This is a genomic window from Pseudomonas sp. JUb42, assembly GCF_024807945.1.
In the GTDB taxonomy this organism is placed as follows: domain Bacteria; phylum Pseudomonadota; class Gammaproteobacteria; order Pseudomonadales; family Pseudomonadaceae; genus Aquipseudomonas.
The window spans coordinates 121,890-141,093 of sequence record NZ_JANUFD010000017.1 but is presented as its reverse complement, the minus strand read 5'-3'; the positions used below and the strand labels follow the sequence as shown (position 1 = coordinate 141,093).

The window sequence follows — 19,204 nt, the reverse complement described above, 5'->3', positions numbered from 1 at the left end:
TATTACAGGCGATACAAATGCGTCGGGTGTACTGGCCTCTTCGCGAATGAATTCGCTCCCACAGAGTTCTGGTGATTCAGTGGATTTTGGATAGCTAGCCCTTCGCCCTAGTCCCCTCATGCTCCCTGACCTGCCTGCCATTGAACACCGTTACCGGCACCAGCGTAACCACAGCTGTCAGGGCAATGATCAAAGTAATGGTGGTGACGCCGAAGTGGTCGCCGCCATAGCCGTAGAGCACCGGTGCCAGGGCGCCCGAACCAATGGTGCCGGTATAGAAGATGGCGAAGGCGCGCTCCAGTTTGCGTGAGTCGACCACGTCGGCGACGGCGCCATACAGCACCGATGAAGTGCCATTGAGCACCGCACCGAGCAGCGGCAGCACGAGCATCCCGGCGCCCAGCGGGGCGAACAGGACGATGGCGATCAGCAGGGCGGTGGCCAGTTCGGTGACGAATACGGTCTTGATGATGCCCAGGGATTCCGACAGCCAGCCGCAGACAAATTTGCCCACCGCACCGCCAATGAATACCAGGGTCAGTGCGATGCCGGTCTGGGTCAGGGAGGCGCCGTTGGCCTTGAGGATAAACGGCAGGAAGGTCAGGAAACCCATGCGCACGGCGCTGTCCAGGATACCGGTGGCCAGCAGGGCGTAAAAGGCAACCGGATCGCCAGGATGGTGAGCTTCTGGTTCTGTCGCTGCGGCTTTGGGCGCTACCACCACGGCGGCAGCGGGGGCGCGCAGCAACAGGGCGATCAATAGCGCCGACAGCACGGCGATACCGGCGTACAGGCTGACGGTATGGCTATAGGTGGTGTAGGTCAGCAGAAAGGCCGCGCCGGCCGGGAGCAGGGATTTGCCCAGGTCACCGGCAAAGTTGTACACGCCCAGGGGCTTTTTCGCGTTACGGCCGTAGGCCCGGGAGACCATGGCCGAGGCAATGGGGTGTTGCGTGCTGGCACCGATGCCGGACACCACCAGGGCCAGGCCCAGCAGCACCACGCTGTCAGTGAGGCCGCCGATAAACCAGCCAATGCCGGTCAGGACCGTGGCGACAATCAGCAGGTATTCCGGGCGCGGCAGTTTCATGGCCAGGGACGACGCCGGGATTTGCAGCGCCGCCAATGTCAGGGAATAGGCACTGCGCAACAGGCTCAGCAGGGTGAAACTCAGCAGGAAGCGCTCCTGCCATACGGGCAGGAACACGTAGACCAGGTCACTGAGACCGTCATGGGTGGCATGGGCCAGACACGCGGCGACCAGGGTTCTTTTCGCCGGTCTGGTCTGTGTCGATGGGGTTGCTGCCGGAGTCGCCGCAGAATTCATGAATGTGGCCCGCGCTTTTACCCGACGCGATAGTTCGCGCCCGGCCCTGTTTAAAGGGAAAGTGGAAAGAGAGTGAAGGCTGCAATGGCTTCATTCTAGAATGAGCCTCGAAAGTCCGGGTAGTGAAACGAATTCATACCCCATGACGGTTTTTGCGGGCGGTATCCATGGCATTAAAGAAACTTCCTTCGGTGGCCTCGCTGAAAGGCTTTGAGGCCTGCGCCAGACTGCTGAATTTCTCCCAGGCAGCGGCCGAGCTGCACGTCACCCAGAGCGCGATCAGCCATCAAATCAGGCAGTTGGAAGAGTCCCTCGGGGTAACTCTGTTCGACCGAAGTGCCGGCGCCATGACACTAAGTGAGAACGGTGCGGCGTTATTGCCGGTGGTGCGAAGTTTCTTTCAGGGCATGAGTACGATTGTCGAGAAGTTCGAAAACAATGACCGGCAAAAGACCGTGCTGGAAGTCTTTGTTCACGATTCTTTTGCCACGACCTGGCTGTTACCGCGCCTGGCCGGGTTTTATGCGCGCTGGCCGCATATCGATATCAAGATTTCCACGGTGGAGTTTTCCCGTTTCGATAATCCGGCTACGCAAGTGGCGATCAGGATAGCGCCCAAGGGCAGCGCCTGGCCGGGGCTGCATTCGGTGTTCGTCATGGCCGAGCAGATTTTTCCGGTGTGCAGCCCGTCGTTGGTCGAGACTTACGGCTTGCCGACCTGCGCGGCGGACATCATGCGCTACCCGCTGATTTTCCGCGTGCGCAACCGTCTGAACGGCGAAGTGGTGGACACACCGTCCTGGGATAACTGGCTGAAGCGAACCAACGTGCCCCTGACCCCGCTGAATCGCACCTTGAGCGTGCCCTATACCGCCATGGCCGTGCTGGCCGCCATGCGCGGCCTGGGTGTGGCCATGGCGCGCACGTCGCATATTGCCGACGAGTTCGAGACGGGCAAGTTGCAGAAATTGTGGAACGAAGAGGTCGATACCAACAGCGGCTATTACTTCCTGTGCACGCCGGGCAAGGAGAAAACGCCGGAGATCGAGGCGTTTTTTGATTGGTTGCAGGAGCAGATTGCATTGCAGAGGGTTGAGCGTTAAGCCCGATAGGAGATCTTGCGCTGCGAGCAAAAATAAGAGCCTGCCCAAAAATCTCCAGATATCGCCTGCCATCCACACGTCCTAAAAGGTGGCATGAATGACATTGCCGTCAGCGCCTGCCCGCCGCACCATAAAGCCATCCGCAACGACCTGAAGTTCTGCGGATTGCATCGCTGCAATAAGCAAACTTCCTGTTTCCTACGAGAGAACTTTCATGAACGTCATAGACGATCTTGTGCAACGCAATGAAGCTTTTGCCAATGGCGATTTTGATTCACAACTGAACATCATGCCGTCGATGAAAACGGTGATTATCGGCTGTGTCGACCCACGAGTGGATCCGGCAAATATCTTTGGCCTCAAGCCGGGTGAAGTGGCGGTCATTCGTAATGTGGGTGGCCGTATCAATCCGGCGACCTTGCAGAATATGGCCATCGTGCGTTCGGTGGCGGTTGCCGAGGGCAAGGATGTGGGGCCGGGCTGGAACCTGATTGTGCTGCATCACACCGACTGCGGCATTACCCCGTGCCTGGCCCATGCGCCTGCCTTGCTGGCCAAGAACCTCGGCGTAGAGCCGGCCGACCTGGACAAGCTGGCTATCGCCGACCCTTATGCCGCTGTGGCCATTGATGTCGCCGCACTCAAGGCCAACCCCCAGTTGCCGGGTGGTTTCCTGGTAACCGGCATGGTCTACGACGTGGCGACCGGCAAGGTTGAGACTGTGGTGCCTTCGGCCTTGTTGCGGCCATAAACGGGCGTCTGCTTAAGCACTTTCTGAAATTAAAACATCCTTTATAACGCCCCGGTATTAATCGGTGGCACGGTTTATCACGCCCTGAGAAAAGTCATGAAATATAACCTTGAAAGTTTCAGTTCAATAAACAAAGGCAAGTCCTTACTGCGTTCACTCATGACGACTGTTGGTATGACCGTTGCTCTTTCCGGTGCCGTTGTCGCAGCGCCCTTGCCCCAGGTGCCGACCACCAAGATCATCGCCATCGGCAGTATCACCCCCGGCACAACCCAGGAGGCCATCAGTGCGGTTCTGCCCCAGGAGGTCAAGGAGACCGTGCAGCTGCATCTGGACGGCAAGATCGAGCAGTGGAATGTGCGTAACGACAAACTCGGCGTGGTGTTCGTGCTGAACATGACCAACGTCGACGAAGCCAAGGCGATCTTCGCCAAAATGCCTCTGGACCGGGCCGGCCTGATCAGCTTCGAGTTCATTCCGGTGGGCCCGCTGTCGCCCCTGTCGTTGCTGATTGCCCCTGCGGCGCATTGATCCCTCCTGCTGGTGGCGCCCGATCGCGGCGCCGACCGGTACTGCGGTAACCCTTCTGGTAGTGAAGCTGTCATGCAAGAAATAGGACTGATTGTGTATCCCGACTTTCAAGTGTTGGGACTTTCCATGTGCGCGGCGTTTGAGCTGGCCAATGCCATCGCCGGGCGTGAGGTCTATCGGGTCAGCCTGCTGTCCGACGGTGGCGGGTTGGTCAGGACCTCGGCGGGTTTTGCCGTCGATACCCAGCCTCTGTTGACGCGCAGCTTCGATACCTTGATCGTCATGGGTGATAACCACGCGACGTCTATCTCGGCGCAACTGGTCGCTTACCTCGGGCGCTGCGCACCTGCCAGCCGCCGCTTCGGTTCGATTTGCACCGGTGCATTTGCCCTGGCCGAGGCGGGTCTGCTCGATGGTCGGCGCGCCACGACCCATTGGTGCCACGCCAGGGATTTTCAGCGCAGCTACCCACGGATCAAGGTCGAGGAGGACCGTATTTTCATCAACGATGGCAAAATCTGGACCTCCGCCGGGATGAGTGCCTGTGTCGATCTGGCCCTGGCGTTGGTTGAGCAGGATCTGGGCAGCGACGTCGCCCGCCAGGTGTCCCGGCAACTGGTGGTCTATCACCGAAGGGCAGGCGGGCAGTCGCAGTTTTCGGTGATGCTGGAGTTGCAGCCCAGGACCGACCGGATTCAGGCGGCGCTGGCCTACGCCAAGGAGAATCTCAAGGCTGAGTTGTCGGTCAATGACCTGGCCGAGGTTGCTCATCTGAGCCCGCGACAGTTCAGCCGGGTGTTCCAGGCCGAGACCGGGCAATCACCGGCCAAGGCCATCGAGAACCTGCGCGTCGAGTCCGCCCGGTTGATGATGGAGAGCGGTGGCCATTTGATCGACAGCGTGGCGATGATCACCGGTTTCGGTGACCGCGAGCGCATGCGCCGGGCGTTTATCCGCGCATACGGCCAGCCACCGCAGGTGATTCAGCGCGCCAGTCGCGCCTGAATTCAGGAAGCCCGCACGCGATGATCGGCAGCCGCAGTATCGGCGCTGCTGATCAGGGTCCAGGCCAGTACGGCAGCCACTAGGGCGAAGCACGCCGCCACGTACATCACCGACTGATAGCCCGCGCCGAAGCTGTTCAGTGCCAGCTCATGCAGGGCCGGGGCGTTGAAGCCGGAGAGGTTGCCGGTGCCTATGGCGTGGATCAGGGTGGGCGCGTCTACCTCGGAAGCGGTGGGCAACCCCGCAGTCACTCGTTCACCGATGCGGGCAAACAGAATGGCGCCGAACACCGCAAAGCCGATGACGATGCCGCTGAAGCGCAGGGTGCCGGAAATGCCCGAGGCCATGCCCGCGCGCTCCGGCGGTATCGCCGACATGCTGACCTTGGCCGTTTCGCCATTGAGCAACCCGGCGCCAATGCCCATCAGCAGCAGGCCCGGAAGCAACGCCAGATAGTGCAGTTGCGGTATCTCCAGGCCGACCCAAGACAGGCCTGCCGCAATGAGTGACAGGCCGATGGTCAACAGCGTGCGGCCGCTCAAACGGTGAGTCAGGTGGGCGGCGACCAGGCGCGGCACGACAAACAGCGGAATCGCGATGGGCAGCATCAGCAGGCCCGCCTGTTGCGGAGCAAAGCCCAACCCACTCTGAAAGAACATCGGCAGGTAACTCAGCATGGTCAGCAGGCAGACTGCAAATGCCAGCCCTGACGCGGTGGCGCCCAGGTAGGTGCGCTGGCGGAAGAAGCTGAAATCCACCATGGGCCTTTGCTGCAATTTTTCGGCGAGGATAAACAAGCCGAACAGCAACGCCGCGCCGAGCAGTTCTGACCTGACCAGGGTACTGCTCCAGCCTTGGTGGTTGCCGCTGATCAGGGCCAGGGTCAGCAGGAACAGGCTGCCACTGAAGGTCACGGAGCCTGCGATATCGACACTGACAGCGGCCGGATCCCGGGATTCCGGCAGGCTGCGAGCAACCATCAGCACCATGGCCACACCGATGGGAATATTGATATAGAACGCCCACTCCCAGCCAAAATGCTCGGTGATAAAACCACCGGCGACAGGCCCCAGGGCCACGGCAATGCCGATCACCGTGCCCCAGAAGGCGAATGCCCGGGCGCGTTCGGGGCCACGAAAGGCGTGGGACAGGCTGGCCAGGGCGGCGCTGAGCTGAAACGCCGCGCCAATGCCTTGCAGTGCCCGCGCCAGCTTGAGCACGGTGGCATTGGGCGCCGCACCGCAGATCAATGAAGCGACCGTGAAGACGATCAGGCCGAAGATCAGCATGCGCTTGCGCCCGTAACGATCAGCCAGGGCACCGGCCGGTAGCAGAAAAGAGGCGAAACACAGCGTATAAGCACTGATGACCCATTCAATGTCGGCAAAGCTGGCGTTCAATGAGTGGGCAATGGAGGACAGGGAAACGGCGACTATATTGGAGTCGAGGTTGATCATGAAGGACGGGACGGATACGCACAGCAGGATCAGCAGACGATGGGTGCTGTCGCGGACTAAAGGAGCCTGGCTACTCATGATCGATCGCTCACGCGGGATTGAAGGGACTTAAGATTACAGGTGAAATACAATAACGCCGAGGTCAAATAGGCCACCTTTACGGTCATAGGGCGAAAATGTGATGCAAAACATCGGCATGATTCTTTATCCCGGTTTTCAGGTCCTTGGCTTGTCGATGTCTGCGACGTTCGAAGTGGCCAATATCATGGCCAAGCGGCAGGTCTACAGCATCACGCTGCTGTCCGAACAGGGCGGTGTGGTGCAGACCTCTGCGGGGTTTGGCGTTGAAACCGAAGCCTTCGATCAGCGTCGCTTCGATACCCTGGTGGTGCTGGGCGACAATATTGTCAGGCCGGCCTCGGCAGGGCTGATCAGTTACTTGCTCGACGTCTGCACCGATACCCGGCGCCTGTGTTCGATCTGCACTGGGTCGGCGGCGCTGGCCGAAGCGGGGCTGCTCAATGGCCGACGGGTCACCACGCACTGGCAGCACGCCCCGGAGCTCAAGCAGGCCTATCCGGATATCCGGGTCGACGAGGACCGCATCTTTATCAACGACGGGCCCATCTGGACGGCTGCGGGCATGAGTGCTTGCCTGGACCTCGCCCTGGCCCTGGTCGACAACGATCTGGGCAGCGAGATCACGCGCCTGGTATCCCGGCATCTGGTGATCTATCACCGGCGTGCTGGCGGGCAGTCGCAGTTTTCGGTAATGAGTGATCTCGATCCCAAGACCGACCGGGTGCAGACAGCCCTGACCTATGCCCGGCAGAACCTCAAGGCGGATCTGTCCGTGGAAAGGCTTGCGTACGTGGCCAATCTCAGCCCTCGGCAGTTCAGCCGGGTGTTCCAGAGTGAGACCGGCAAATCCCCGGCCAAGGCCGTGGAGAACCTGCGGGTCGAGTCGGCGCGGCTGATGATGGCCGAGGGCAGTCATTCCATTGATGTTATTGCCAGCGAAACCGGTTTCGGTGATCGCGAGCGCATGCGTCGTTCATTCATCAGGGCGTTCGGCCAACCACCCCAGGCCTTTCAATAGTATAAAAACCTGTTTTTGAAGATGACCTAAAAGGTGGCAACAGCGACATACGGACATTAAATTATGTCCGTAATCTCTACCTCACTGACTAACCAACCCCCAGTGAGGATCTTCCCCATGACTATCGTCAAAGCCGCCGCCGTACAAATCGCCCCTGTCCTCTACAGCCGCGAAGGCACCGTAGAAAAAGTAGTGCAGAAGATCGCCGAACTCGGCAAGAAAGGCGTCGAGTTCGCTGTTTTCCCTGAGACCATCGTGCCGTACTACCCCTACTTCTCGTTCGTGCAGACGCCGTTCGAAATGGGCGCCGAACACTACAAGTTGCTTGAACAGGCCGTGACCGTGCCATCGGCTGCCACCGACGCCATCGGCAAAGCCGCCAAGGCCGCCAACATGGTGGTTTCCATCGGCGTCAACGAGCGCGATGGCAGCACGCTGTACAACACCCAATTGCTGTTCGATGCCGATGGCTCCCTGATTCAGGCGCGCCGCAAAATTTCGCCGACCTACCACGAGCGCATGATCTGGGGCATGGGCGACGGCTCGGGCCTCAAGGCGGTGGACAGCGCGGTGGGTCGTATCGGCCAACTGGCCTGCTGGGAACACTACAACCCCCTGGCGCGCTATGCCCTGATCGAAGATGGCGAACAGATTCACGCCGCCATGTACCCAGGCTCCTTCGCCGGTGACCTGTTCACCCGCCAGATGGAAGTGAGCATCCGCATGCACGCCCTGGAATCGGCCTGCTTCGTGGTCAATTCCACTGCCTGGCTGTATCCGGAACAACAAGCCCAGATCATGGCCGACACCGGTTGTGACATCGGCCCGATTTCCGGCGGCTGCTTCACCGCCATCATCGACCCCCAAGGCGAAATCATCGGTTCGATGACCGAAGGCGAGGGCGAAGTCATTGCTGATCTGGACCTCTTCGAAATCGACAAGCGCAAGCGCCAGATGGATTCCCGGGGCCATTACAGTCGCCCGGAACTGCTGAGCCTGAACATCGATCGCACCCCCCATCGCCATGTTCACGAGCGTAATGATCAGCCCAAGAAAGTGGAGCAGGAAAGGCAGGCTGACAGCCTCTGAGCGCCGTCGGCTGAATGCGGGCCGGGCCGGGCAGATGAATTCATCTGCCTGGCCCGGTTCGTGGTGGGTTTTGCCCCTCTATAATCTCGCCACAATGCTCGTGCGTGAGGCGCCCTTGAATATCGATACCCGCATCAAATTCCGCCATCTGGTGTGCTTTCTCGAAGTGGCGCGCCAGGGCAGTCTGTCCCGGGCGGCGGATAAGCTGGCGATCAGTCAACCGGCCTTGTCCAAAGCGCTCAAGGAGCTGGAAAGCCTGCTGGAAACCACCCTGTTTACGCGCAGCAAGCAGGGCGCGGCGCTGACCGAAGCCGGAGTGGCGTTTCTGCGCTTTGCCGGGCCGAGCGTGCAGTCGTTGCGTGAAGGGGTCAGCAGCCTGCGTTCCGGCGAGCATGATCCGGTGACGGCGCGCCTGGGCGTACTGTCCACCGCTGAAAGCCTGTTGGTGCCGGAGGTGATCAAGCGTCTGCATGAGCGGCATCCGGCGCTGGTGGTCAGTGTCATGACCGGGCCAAGCGCCTATCTGCTGTCGCAGTTGCGGGTCGGTGAGCTGGACCTGGTGGTCGGGCGCATGACCGACAGCCCGCAGATCCAGGGCCTGGCCTTCGAGCATCTGTACAGCGAATCCATGACCCTGGTGGTGCGTGCCGGACATCCGTTGCTCACGGCGGCGCCGCGTCGCGAGAGTCTGGAGGAGTTCCCCATGGTCCTGCCTCTGGCTGGTACCACGATCCGCAAGTTTGCCGACAGCCTGTTCGTCCAGTACGGCATCAACCCGCCGCGCCAACGCCTGGAAACCCTGTCCCTGAGCCTTAGCCGCCGTTATGTGCAATGCAGCGATGCGGTGTGGATCGCGCCATTGGACGCAGTGCTGGAAGAGCTGCACACCGGGCTGCTGGTGGAGTTACAGCTTGGGATTCGCGAGCCGGGCGGTTCGGTGGGGCTGTGCAGCAATCCGGCGCTGCCGCTGTCCCGGGCGGCGCAGTGGTGTGTGGATGAGTTGCGGGCTGTAGGCGCGTTGTATCAGTAAAAGGTCTTGTGGGAGCACAAACAACGCGCAACTTACTGAATCACAGAGACTCTGTGGGAGCGAATTCATTCGCGAAGGCGGTGTTCCAGGCGATGCAGATGCGTCGAATGTACCGACCTCTTCGCGAATAAATTCGCTCCCACAAGATTTGCTCCCTGCCCGGTTAGTGTTTGCTGCGTGACAGCGCGCCGTTGCAGACGGGGCGGGATCTCCCACAAGGTAAATCGCATTAACCCATAACCATTTGGATATGGATATCACGGTTAATTTCAATTTTCGTAACGAGGCCGGCGCGGGAGACTCCACCGCAGCTACGCCCACACTATAAAAACGGAGAACATCATGTCTGAAGCGAACCACAGTCGCTTTGTCATTCGTGATCGCAACTGGCACCCCAAAGCCCTGACGCCTGACTACAAGACTTCTATCCTCCGCTCGCCGCGCCAGGCGCTGGTCAGCATCCCGCAATCGGCCAGCGAAAGCAGCGGCCCGGACTTTTCCCAGCTCAAACTCGGCCGACACGACAACGACCTGCTGCTGAACTTCAACCACGGCGGCCTGCCGGTGGGTGAGCGGATCATTCTGGTGGGGCGCGTCTGTGATCAATATGGCAAGCCGGTCCCCCATACCCTCGTAGAGATGTGGCAGGCCAATGCCGGTGGTCGCTATCGGCACAAGCGCGATGCCTACCTGGCGCCCCTGGACCCGAATTTCGGCGGTGTCGGCCGGACCCTGACCGACCGCGACGGCAACTACAGTTTCCGTACCGTCAAACCCGGTCCATACCCTTGGCGCAACGGCCCCAACGACTGGCGCCCGGCGCATATCCACGTGTCCATCAGCGGCCCGTCCATCGCCACGCGCCTGATCACCCAGTTGTATTTCGAAGGCGACCCGCTGATCCCGCTGTGCCCGATCGTCAAGTCCATCGCCAACCCGGACGCGGTGCAGAGCCTGATCGCCCGGCTCGACATGAGCATGGCCAACCCCATGGACAGCCTGGCTTATCGCTTTGATATCGTGCTGCGCGGCCAGCGCCAGACCCACTTCGAAAACCGCTGAGGACTGCCCCATGCCCGTTCAACTCTTGATGGAAACCCCGTCGCAGACGGCCGGCCCTTATGTGCATATCGGCCTGGCCCTGGAGACTGCCGGCAACCCGCCCCGTGAGCTGGAAATCTGGAACGAGATGGCCAAATCCGGCGCGCCCGGTGAACATATTCTGCTGCTGGGCAATGTCTACGACGGCAATGGCCACCTGATTCGCGATGCCTTCCTCGAGTTCTGGCAGGCCGATCATAACGGGGTCTACGACCCGGCCTATGACCCCGACAAACTCTTCAACGGCTTCGGCCGCACCGCCACGGGCGACGATGGCCTGTGGACCTTGAAGACCATCAAGCCCGGCCCGGTCAACAACGGCGCCGCGCATATCAACCTGTCGCTGTTTGCCCGTGGCATCAATATCCACCTGCACACCCGCCTGTATTTCGACGATCAGGCACAGCCCAATGCCGCCGACCCGGTGCTCAACCTGATCGAACAACCGGCACGCCGGGAAACCCTGGTAGCGCGGCGTTGCGAGGTGGATGGGCAACTGGCCTATCGTTTCGATATTCATATGCAGGGTGCGAGCGAAACCGTTTTCTTCGATTTCTGAGGCTGTCCCGCAGGGTTCTCGCTGAATACGCGATCTTGTTGGAGCGAGGCTTGCCCGCGAAAGCGATGTGTGAAACCGAGAAATCATAGGATGCACCGACCTCTTCGCGGGCAAGCCTCGCTCCAACAGGGGGTGTCCGCTGGTTGATGAGAGCAACGAAATGAACCGACCCAGCAATCAATTGTTCGACAGCTACTTCACTCAGTCCAGCATGCGTGAGGTGTTCTGCGATGCCGGGCGGGTGCAGGGCATGCTCGATTTCGAAGCCGCTCTGGCCCATGCCGAGGCGCGTACGGGGCTGATCCCTGAAGCGCTGGTGGCTGATATCGCTGCGGCCTGCCGGGCCGAGCTATTTGATTTTCAGGCACTGGGCGTGGCCATTGGCAGCGCAGGCAACTCGGCAATTCCACTGGTCAAGGCCCTCGGCCAACTGGTCGCAGCGCGCAATCCGCAGGCCGAGCGTTATGTGCATATGGGCGCGACCAGCCAGGATGTCATGGACAGCGGCCTGATCCTGCAATTGCGCCAAGCCATCGGGCTGATCGAGGAGGATCTCGAGCAACTTACCAAGGTCATGGCCGCTCAGGCCCTGCGTTACGCCGACACGCCTCTGGCCGGGCGCACCTGGCTGCAACAGGCGACCCCGGTGACCCTGGGCATGAAGATCGCTGGTTGGCTGGGCGCGCTGACCCGTCATCGTCAGCGTTTGCAGGAGTTGAAGCCGCGGCTGCTGTGCCTGCAGTTCGGCGGCGCGTCGGGCAGCCTGGCGGCGCTGGGTGAACTGGCGTTACCGGTGGCCCAGGCCCTGGCCGAGACGCTGCGACTGAGTCTGCCCGAGCAACCCTGGCATACCCAGCGCGACCGTCTGGTGGAGTTCGCCAGTCTGCTGGGCATGCTCGCGGGCAGTCTGGGCAAGGTCGGCCGGGATATCAGCTTGCTTATGCAAACCGAAGTCGGCGAAGTCTTCGAACCCTCGGCGCCGGGCAAAGGCGGCTCGTCGACCATGCCGCATAAACGCAACCCGGTGGGCGCGGCAGTGATGATCGGCGCCGCAACCCGTGCGCCCGGGCTGGTTGCCACCATGTTTGCGGCAATGCCCCAGGAGCACGAACGCAGCCTGGGCCTGTGGCATGCCGAGTGGGAGACGCTGCCGGAGTTGTGCTGCCTGATTTCCGGATCGTTGTATCAGGCCTTGCAGGCACTGCCCGAGCTGCAGGTCGATGCCCGACGCATGCGCGACAACCTCGATACCACCCGTGGCCTGCTGCTGGCCGAAGCTGTAAGCATCGCCCTGGCCCGGTTGATCGGCCGGGATGCCGCCCATCATCTGGTCGAACAATGCTGTCGCCAGGCGGTGGAGCAGGGCGCGCATCTGCGCGAAGTCCTGGGGCAGAGCACTGACGTCAGCGCACAACTCTCGCCAGAGCAACTGGATCGCTTGCTCGATCCGGCCCATTACCTCGGCCAGTCCCGTCAGTGGGTCGAGCGCGCCGTGGCTGAACATGAATATTTCAAGGGGAATGCCGCATGAACGAAGACCAACGCTACGCCGCCGGCATGCAGGTACGCCGGGCAGTGCTGGGTGATACCCATGTCGATAACAGTCTGAAGAAACTCACGCCATTCAACGAAGAGTTTCAGGAAATGATCACTCGTCACGCCTGGGGCGATATCTGGACCCGTCCCGGCCTGCCGCGCCATACCCGCAGCCTGATCACCATCGCCATGCTGATCGGCATGAACCGCGAAGGCGAACTGCGCCTGCATCTCAAGGCTGCGAAAAACAACGGCGTGACCCGGGACGAGATCAAGGAGGTACTGATGCAGAGCGCGATCTACTGCGGCATTCCGGCGGCCAATGCATCGTTTCATCTGGCCGAGGAGATTTGGGATGAGGTGGGGGTGGAGTCTTTGGAGGGGTAACAGCGGTAGCAGGGCGAGCGGCTGTCACAGAACTTGTGGGAGCCGGCTTGCTGGCGATGGGGCCAGATCAGTCACCGACGCCTTTGCGAGCGCTTCGCAATCGATCGCCACCAAGGCGGCTCCCACACTAGTCCTCTTTACTGCTGAATCGCTCCGTACCCTTCAAACGCGGTCTGCTGCTGAATCGCGGTAATGATGTTTTTCAGGGTTGCCGGGTGTTCGGCGCCGGTGTTGTCGGTGAAGGTCGGGGTTTCCAGTTCGGCCTGATCGTCTTCGCCGATGAAGTTGAAACCGAGGAACTCGAACACGCTGCGGTCCGCCAGGGGCTTGGCGCGCGCCGACTTGAGAGTCACGCTGATGACTTCCTCGCCCTTGGTCAGGGTGAAGACTTCGTTTTCCTTCTTCGGCCGTGACGCCTTGCTCTTGCCGCCGGCGGGTTCCTTGATTGCCTGATGAGTGTGGTTGAGCACTTTCAGGGCCAGGCCGTAGATCAGTTCCTGGAACGCCGGATCGTCCTTGAAACTGGCCAGGATCGACTGGATCGGGTAGCGCTGGCTCAGGTCTTCAAGGGCGGCGCTGTTGGCGGCCTCGACATCCTTGAGTTGCTTGAGCTGGCCCATCAATTCGTAGGCCTTGTCATCGTCATGCTCGTCGTTGGCGGCACGGATGGCGGCGCGCAGATCGCGGATCTGGTCGCTTTCCCGGGAGGTCTGGAAGGCGTCCAGGACCATTTCGGCAATGGTCTTGGCCGGGGCGACATGCTGGGACAGGTGCATGGCGTTTTCGTATTCGGTTTTCGACGACGCAGGATTAACGGTGGTTTCGGTCGGGGCGTTTTGCATTATTAATCCACTAAAACTTTGACTGAATTGGTTGAACTGAATGAGTTGGGCAACGCGGCAGAGGCCATATTCAGGAGGGGCGCAAATCTAGGGAAATGCGCCCGCCTTGTCAAATCAGCAGGTTGCTGGCCAATGGCCGCAGTCATTGCTCGCTGCTCGCATCTTCAGGGTTCAGCTCAGCCGCTGAAATCCAGCCTTCGATCACGCCTTTCTTCGCGTTGCGGTACAGCACTTTGAGCCACTGTTGGTCGTCGCTGATGCCGCTGAGTTCCACCCGGTCGTTTTTGATCAGATAGCGTTTCGACGGTGTGGTGTCGGGCGTGTCATGCAGTGCCAGCCGGTCGATCGGCACCTTCAGCGTGGCCTTGCCGCCGCCATAGGCGGTGAGGTGTTTTTCGATGCGCTTGCCGTCGGCGTCGAAGCTGCTGATCTCCCAGGCCGGGGCGCCGTCCGGGTCTTCGGTGACGATCTGCATCGGCAGGGTTTCCTGGCGTTGATACAGGTAGATCTGGCCGGAGAGGGCAAAGCGGTAGGCGTCGGTGAACCAGATCGGCCCGCTGCGGCAGGCGCTGCTCAGGGTCTTCTGCCTGGCGTCCACGGTGACCGCCGACATGGCGTCGCAGTTGCCCTGGGGCTTGCCGTCGTCGCTGGGCAGTTGCAGTGGTTTGAACTGCTTGCTGGCGGCGTCATAGAGGAAAATCTGCGTGGTTTCATTGACCATGCCCACCGGCATGACCCAGGCCAGATCCTTGTGACCATCGAAATTGAAGTCTTCGATTTGCAGGCGAGGCTGCGAGCCGACATCGTCGAACGGTACGCTCAGGGTCTGGGGAGCCCCCTTGTCGATGCTGACGATCAGAGTGTTCAGATCGGTCTGCTTGACGCTGGCCTTGATGCCCGGTGCGACGTTGAAGCCCATGCTCTTGATGAGCTTGGCGGTTGGATCGGCGTCGCCATCATCATCGGCGAGGGCGGTAAAACTGGCGCAGGCCAATATCAGGGCGAGCAGGGCGACGCGGGGTTTGCTGGCCATCATTGGAAATTCAACTCTTCGGGTACGTCGTATTGTTGGCCGTTGTAGCTGAGTTCGGTCTTCTTCAGTACGGGCGGGTCTTCCTTCTGATCGCAGTCGTCACCCTTGGCCACGCTGTGCGAATCGACGGTTTTGCTGTCCAGCACCAGTGTCGCGAAGCCCTTGTTGGCGGTCTTGCCGATGGACAAGGTGCGGTGGCTGGCCGAGAAATCACCTGCGCAATTGCCGTCCCATTCGCCGTTGCTTTCGTCGATCTTCAGATTGTTGAGGACCTTGCGGATTTTCTGACCTTCCTCGACGTACAGGTTCAGCGCAGTGGCCTCGTACGGGTTGACCCGGGACGAACCGGTGTAGTCCATGCGCACGCCAAAGGCGCGAACGCCGGGCGCCAGTTGGTAGCGGGCGGTGTCCAGGCTCAGGCTGCGAAACTGGACGGCATCGGAGTTGATCGCGCCGCTTTGATAGACATGACTCTTGATGGCGCCGCTTGCGGTGTCGGCGCTGAGTACTTCCAGACCGTAGGTGGCGTCACCGTCGGCATCGCCTTCTTCGACGAAGGTCAACGCTGCCAGGGTGCGACTGGCGTCGGCCGGAGACACTTTGCACATGGAGTGCCCGGCATCGAAGGTCAGGGCCGGGTGCAGCGTCTTGGCCCATTTGGGCATCTGCGCTTCGCAATCGGCGAAGGCGAGGGCGGGCAGGCAAAACAGGGCCAATACTACAACGCGGCGCATAGGGATTCCTTTACCAGGGCAGATGATGGGGCGGGGTGGCGTTTACCAATTGTTGGAGCTGCCGAAGGCTGCGAAGGCGGTGCGTCAGATAGCCCGGTTCGCAGCCTTCGGCAGCTCCTGCAGGAGGGGCAAAATCCCCTACGACGTAGACAGCGACTGAACCAGAAATTCAATGAAGGCCCGGGTTTTTTGTGGCACCCGGCGCGCCGAAGGATAAACCGCATTGATGGTGATCGGCGGCGCCTGCCATTCGCACAGCACCGGCACCAGGCGCCCGGCTGCCAGGGCGTCTTCGACAATGAAGTCCGGCAGCAGGGCAATGCCCATGCCGCCCTCTGCCGCCTGGGCCAGCAGGTCGCCGTTATTGGCGTGCAGCGGGCCGTTGACGTGGACGCGCTGGGTTTCCTTGCCATTGCTGAGTTGCAGGCTGACGCCGCTTTGCAGGTAGCCGTAGTTCAGGCATTGGTGCAGGGCAAGGTCGCTGGGTGATTGCGGTACACCGGCGCGCTCCAGATACGCCGGGGACGCCACCATGATCCGCGGCGCCGGGGCCAGTAGGCGCGCGATCAGGGACGAGTCGGGCATGCTGGCGATACGGATGGTCACGTCGAAACCGCCGCGCACCGGATCGACCTGCTGGTCGCTGAGCACCAGTTGCAACTCGATATTCGGATGCTGCTGATGAAACAGCGGAATCAGCCGCCCCAGGCGCCGCAGGCCAAAAGACATCGGCGCATTGACTCGCAGCACTCCGCGCAACTCTCCGACGCCATTGCGCGCACGCTGTTCGGCTTCGTCAACCGAAGCAATGACTTCCCGTGCTGCTTCGTAGTATTCCACCCCGGCTTCAGTCAGATGCAGGCTGCGAGTGGTGCGTTGCAGCAGTTGCACGCCGATGGCTTCTTCCAGGGCCTGGATCTGCTTGCTCACTTTCGAGCGCGGCAGGCCCATGGCCCGGGCTGCGGCGGCAAAGCCATTGGCGCCCACGGTGGCGACGAAGGCGCGCATGCATTCAATGCGATCCATGACTGTCCCTTTTTTAGAATCAATGATTCCCGATTCTATGGAATTGTTTCGAATATGGCGAGGCCCTAAAGTTGTTTCCAAGCCGGCAAGCACAGCAAGCGCTGAAGCGAGCCAACCCGATGATTCAACTCAAGACCGACTGTCAAAAGGAACTCCACATGTCTATTCGCGAACTGCTGAACCCGACCAACTCCGCCCTGATCCTGATCGATCATCAGCCACAGATGTCCTTCGGAGTGCAGTCCATCGACCGCCAGACCCTGAAGAACAACACCGTGGCCCTGGCCAAGTCGGCGAAGATCTTTAACGTGCCGACCATCCTGACATCGGTGGAGACCGAGAGCTTCAGCGGCTATATCTGGCCAGAACTGCTCAGCGTGTTCCCGGATCATCAGCCCATCGAACGCACTTCCATGAACTCCTGGGAAGACAAGAAGCTGGTCGAGGCCGTCAAGGCCACCGGGCGCAAGAAACTGATCATGGCGGCGCTGTGGACCGAGGTCTGCCTGAACTTCCCGGCCCTTGAAGCGCTCGCCGAAGGTTACGAGGTGTACATCGTCACCGACGCTTCGGGCGGCACCACTCAGGAGGCTCATGACATGTCTGTACAGCGCATGATTCAGGCCGGTGCAGTGCCCGTGACCTGGCAACAGGTCTTGCTCGAATTCCAGCGCGACTGGGCGCACAAGGAAACCTACAACGATGTCATGGCGCTGGTGCGTGAACACAGCGGTGCTTACGGCATGGGCGTGGACTACGCCTACACCATGGTGCACAAGGCGCCGCAGCGTAAGGTGTAACGCAGGACGTTAAACAAACAATGCCGCGATTAGTCGCGGCATTGTTATTTTGCAACGGCTCGCTCAGGACTCGGAAGGCACGTAATAACCGCCACCCGCCGGGGGCTGGCTAAGGCGTGCGGGGCGGCCGACCTGCTTTTCGTCGATTGAGATCATGCCGATAACCTCGCCACTTTCCAGCAGCGCCCAGGCGGCTACCGGGTGGATGGACAGTTTGCCGGAATCACAGTCCTTGTGGACGTAGTTCCAGCCGGTACAGGGGCTGATTTGTTTGATGCTTGCCATGGCGGTGGGCCTCTATGGAAAACGTTGCTATCGAGCCTAGTCGCCTTTTACGACCGTGAACCCTGCGAATTCTCCGACATGACCTAACCTGTTCATCAGGATAGCGGTAACTGACCAAAGGTATTCATATCGCGGACAGTTGCGCCGATAGCCGAGAACAGGGAATCCAAAAACATAGGGTGTAGTCATGTTCAATAGCCGTTTGAAAAAGGAATTACAGACTCAAGGCTCAGAACTTTTCATGCTTCGGCAATTGCATTCAGGCATGCAGGGCGAAATGCTTTCCATGACTATCGATCCCGAATATCGCGTGACCTCTGTCAACGACCAGTTTCTCGAGGTGCTGGGCTATTCCCGCGCGCAACTGCAAGGCAAACCCCTTGACGATCTGGTGCCGGGGTATGTGAAACAGATGTCCTGTTATAACAACCTGCGCAATGCGGTGAGCCGCGGCGAGCACGTCAGTGACCGCTACCGCTTTATCCGTGCCGATGGTGGCCTGGCCTGGCTGCGAGCCATGTGGCAGCCGATCATGGATGAGCAGGGGAACCTGCTGTATGTGCAGTGTTTTGCCAATGACATCACCGCAGCCGTCGAACTGGCTACCGAGAACGAGAGTTTCATCAAGGCGCTGTTGCGCTCCACCGCCGTGATCGAATTCGATCTGTCCGGCACCATTCTGACGGCCAACGACCAGTTTTTGCGCGCCGTGGGCTATAACCTGGGGCAGATCAAGGGCAAGCACCACAGCATCTTCTGCGACCCGCATTACGTTGCATCGTCGGCCTACAAAGACTTCTGGGCCACGCTCAATCGCGGGGATTTCGTCTCTGATCGCTTCAAACGCGTCGACAGCAACGGCCGGACGATATGGTTGGAGGCGACTTACAACCCGGTCTACGACACCAAAGGGCAGCTCTATAAGGTGGTCAAGTTCGCCACAGTTGTGACTGACCAGGTCAGCCGTGAAGAGGAAGTCAACGAAGCGGCCAGCATCGCCTTCGATATCTCCCAGCAAACCGACGTCAGCGCCCAGCGCGGGGCGATGGTGGTGCAGGACACGGTGCAGACCATGCAGCGGATTTCCGAGGAAATGCGCTCGGCCTCCGATGGCATCAGCGCTTTGGGCAAGCAGTCGCTATTGATCAGCTCCATCGTCCAGACCATCGGTGGCATCGCCCAGCAGACCAATCTGTTGGCGCTCAATGCCGCCATCGAGGCGGCCAGGGCCGGGGAGCAGGGGCGCGGCTTTGCCGTGGTGGCCGATGAGGTACGGCAGCTGGCGGGACGCACCAGCGCGGCTACCGAGGAGATTGTCACGGTGGTGCAACAGAACCAGAAACTGGCTGACGAGGCAGTGCGCGGCATGGCCAGCAGCCGCGAGCAGGCCGAGCAGGGCCTGGCCCTGGCGAGCCAGGCGGGGGATGTGATCGTGGAAATTCAGGATGGGGCCAAGCAGGTAGTGGGGGCTGTGGGGCGGTTTGCCAATCAGCTCAAGTGATTGGCACG

Annotated in this window: 20 protein-coding genes and 1 pseudogene; 14 read left to right on the top strand and 7 right to left on the bottom strand. The window is 60.4% G+C overall.

Annotation, left to right across the window (positions count from 1 at the left end; genetic code table 11):
* Positions 1 to 94: 94 nt before the first annotated feature.
* Positions 95 to 1,327, bottom strand: a complete 1,233-nt coding sequence (locus M2401_RS28350) for an MFS transporter (protein WP_259108804.1) — start codon at positions 1,325 to 1,327, stop codon at positions 95 to 97.
* A gap of 167 nt (positions 1,328 to 1,494) precedes the next feature.
* Here M2401_RS28350 and M2401_RS28345 point away from each other — a divergent pair, with 167 nt between their 5' ends.
* From M2401_RS28345 to M2401_RS28330, 4 genes are all read left to right on the top strand, one after another.
* Positions 1,495 to 2,430, top strand: a complete 936-nt coding sequence (locus tag M2401_RS28345) for a LysR substrate-binding domain-containing protein (RefSeq protein WP_259108802.1) — start codon at positions 1,495 to 1,497, stop codon at positions 2,428 to 2,430.
* Positions 2,431 to 2,644: 214 nt separating this feature from the next.
* A complete protein-coding gene (locus M2401_RS28340; RefSeq protein WP_259108800.1) occupies positions 2,645 to 3,181 on the top strand; it encodes a carbonic anhydrase in 537 nt (178 codons plus the stop codon).
* 174 nt (positions 3,182 to 3,355) lie between these two features.
* Positions 3,356 to 3,712, top strand: a complete 357-nt coding sequence (locus tag M2401_RS28335; protein WP_259108798.1) for a hypothetical protein — start codon at positions 3,356 to 3,358, stop codon at positions 3,710 to 3,712.
* A gap of 72 nt (positions 3,713 to 3,784) precedes the next feature.
* Positions 3,785 to 4,717 (top strand): GlxA family transcriptional regulator, encoded by a 933-nt coding sequence (locus M2401_RS28330; protein WP_259108796.1) that lies wholly within the window; start codon positions 3,785 to 3,787, stop codon positions 4,715 to 4,717.
* 2 nt (positions 4,718 to 4,719) lie between these two features.
* Here M2401_RS28330 and M2401_RS28325 read toward each other — a convergent pair whose 3' ends face one another.
* Positions 4,720 to 6,252 (bottom strand): MFS transporter, encoded by a 1,533-nt coding sequence (locus M2401_RS28325; RefSeq protein ID WP_259108795.1) that lies wholly within the window; start codon positions 6,250 to 6,252, stop codon positions 4,720 to 4,722.
* 103 nt (positions 6,253 to 6,355) lie between these two features.
* On the opposite strand from M2401_RS28325, the gene M2401_RS28320 reads away from it, so the two are divergent.
* From M2401_RS28320 to pcaC, 7 genes are all read left to right on the top strand, one after another.
* Positions 6,356 to 7,273, top strand: coding sequence for a GlxA family transcriptional regulator (locus tag M2401_RS28320; RefSeq protein WP_259108793.1), 918 nt, complete (start codon positions 6,356 to 6,358; stop codon positions 7,271 to 7,273).
* 117 nt (positions 7,274 to 7,390) lie between these two features.
* Positions 7,391 to 8,362, top strand: coding sequence for a nitrilase-related carbon-nitrogen hydrolase (locus M2401_RS28315; protein ID WP_259108791.1), 972 nt, complete (start codon positions 7,391 to 7,393; stop codon positions 8,360 to 8,362).
* A 115-nt stretch (positions 8,363 to 8,477) separates the two neighbouring features.
* Positions 8,478 to 9,392 (top strand): pca operon transcription factor PcaQ, encoded by a 915-nt coding sequence (pcaQ, locus tag M2401_RS28310; protein WP_259108789.1) that lies wholly within the window; start codon positions 8,478 to 8,480, stop codon positions 9,390 to 9,392.
* 342 nt (positions 9,393 to 9,734) lie between these two features.
* On the top strand, positions 9,735 to 10,454 hold the full coding sequence (gene pcaH, locus M2401_RS28305; RefSeq protein ID WP_259108787.1) for a protocatechuate 3,4-dioxygenase subunit beta: 720 nt from the start codon (positions 9,735 to 9,737) through the stop codon (positions 10,452 to 10,454).
* 10 nt (positions 10,455 to 10,464) lie between these two features.
* Positions 10,465 to 11,052, top strand: coding sequence for a protocatechuate 3,4-dioxygenase subunit alpha (gene pcaG, locus M2401_RS28300; protein ID WP_259108779.1), 588 nt, complete (start codon positions 10,465 to 10,467; stop codon positions 11,050 to 11,052).
* 160 nt (positions 11,053 to 11,212) lie between these two features.
* Positions 11,213 to 12,583 (top strand): 3-carboxy-cis,cis-muconate cycloisomerase, encoded by a 1,371-nt coding sequence (locus M2401_RS28295; RefSeq protein WP_259108777.1) that lies wholly within the window; start codon positions 11,213 to 11,215, stop codon positions 12,581 to 12,583.
* Positions 12,580 to 12,975 carry a 4-carboxymuconolactone decarboxylase gene (pcaC, locus tag M2401_RS28290; RefSeq protein WP_259108775.1) on the top strand — a complete coding sequence of 132 codons (396 nt, stop codon included), beginning with the start codon at positions 12,580 to 12,582 and terminating at the stop codon, positions 12,973 to 12,975. The genes M2401_RS28295 and pcaC overlap by 4 nt, the downstream gene beginning before the upstream one ends.
* 137 nt (positions 12,976 to 13,112) lie before the next feature.
* On the opposite strand, the gene M2401_RS28285 is transcribed toward pcaC, so the two are convergent.
* The 4 genes from M2401_RS28285 to M2401_RS28270 all read right to left on the bottom strand — a co-directional run bounded on the left by M2401_RS28285 (position 13,113) and on the right by M2401_RS28270 (position 16,610).
* Complete coding sequence (locus M2401_RS28285) at positions 13,113 to 13,817, bottom strand: hypothetical protein (protein WP_259108773.1); 705 nt, start codon at positions 13,815 to 13,817, stop codon at positions 13,113 to 13,115.
* A gap of 142 nt (positions 13,818 to 13,959) precedes the next feature.
* Complete coding sequence (locus M2401_RS28280; protein WP_259108771.1) at positions 13,960 to 14,850, bottom strand: XAC2610-related protein; 891 nt, start codon at positions 14,848 to 14,850, stop codon at positions 13,960 to 13,962.
* Positions 14,850 to 15,584 (bottom strand): hypothetical protein, encoded by a 735-nt coding sequence (locus M2401_RS28275; RefSeq protein WP_259108770.1) that lies wholly within the window; start codon positions 15,582 to 15,584, stop codon positions 14,850 to 14,852. Before M2401_RS28275 ends, M2401_RS28280 begins: the two co-directional genes overlap by 1 nt.
* Positions 15,585 to 15,722: 138 nt before the next feature.
* Complete coding sequence (locus tag M2401_RS28270) at positions 15,723 to 16,610, bottom strand: LysR family transcriptional regulator (protein ID WP_259108768.1); 888 nt, start codon at positions 16,608 to 16,610, stop codon at positions 15,723 to 15,725.
* 158 nt (positions 16,611 to 16,768) lie between these two features.
* Between M2401_RS28270 and M2401_RS28265 the strand changes: the two genes are divergently transcribed.
* Positions 16,769 to 17,410, top strand: coding sequence for a hydrolase (locus tag M2401_RS28265; protein ID WP_259108766.1), 642 nt, complete (start codon positions 16,769 to 16,771; stop codon positions 17,408 to 17,410).
* A gap of 63 nt (positions 17,411 to 17,473) precedes the next feature.
* Here M2401_RS28265 and M2401_RS28260 read toward each other — a convergent pair whose 3' ends face one another.
* On the bottom strand, positions 17,474 to 17,695 hold the full coding sequence (locus M2401_RS28260) for a hypothetical protein (protein ID WP_259108764.1): 222 nt from the start codon (positions 17,693 to 17,695) through the stop codon (positions 17,474 to 17,476).
* A 187-nt stretch (positions 17,696 to 17,882) separates the two neighbouring features.
* Between M2401_RS28260 and M2401_RS34810 the strand changes: the two are divergent.
* Positions 17,883 to 18,659 (top strand): annotated as a pseudogene (locus M2401_RS34810) (PAS domain-containing protein); the annotation flags it as partial.
* 81 nt (positions 18,660 to 18,740) lie between these two features.
* A complete protein-coding gene (locus M2401_RS34805; protein WP_409034000.1) occupies positions 18,741 to 19,196 on the top strand; it encodes a methyl-accepting chemotaxis protein in 456 nt (151 codons plus the stop codon).
* Positions 19,197 to 19,204: the final 8 nt, after the last annotated feature.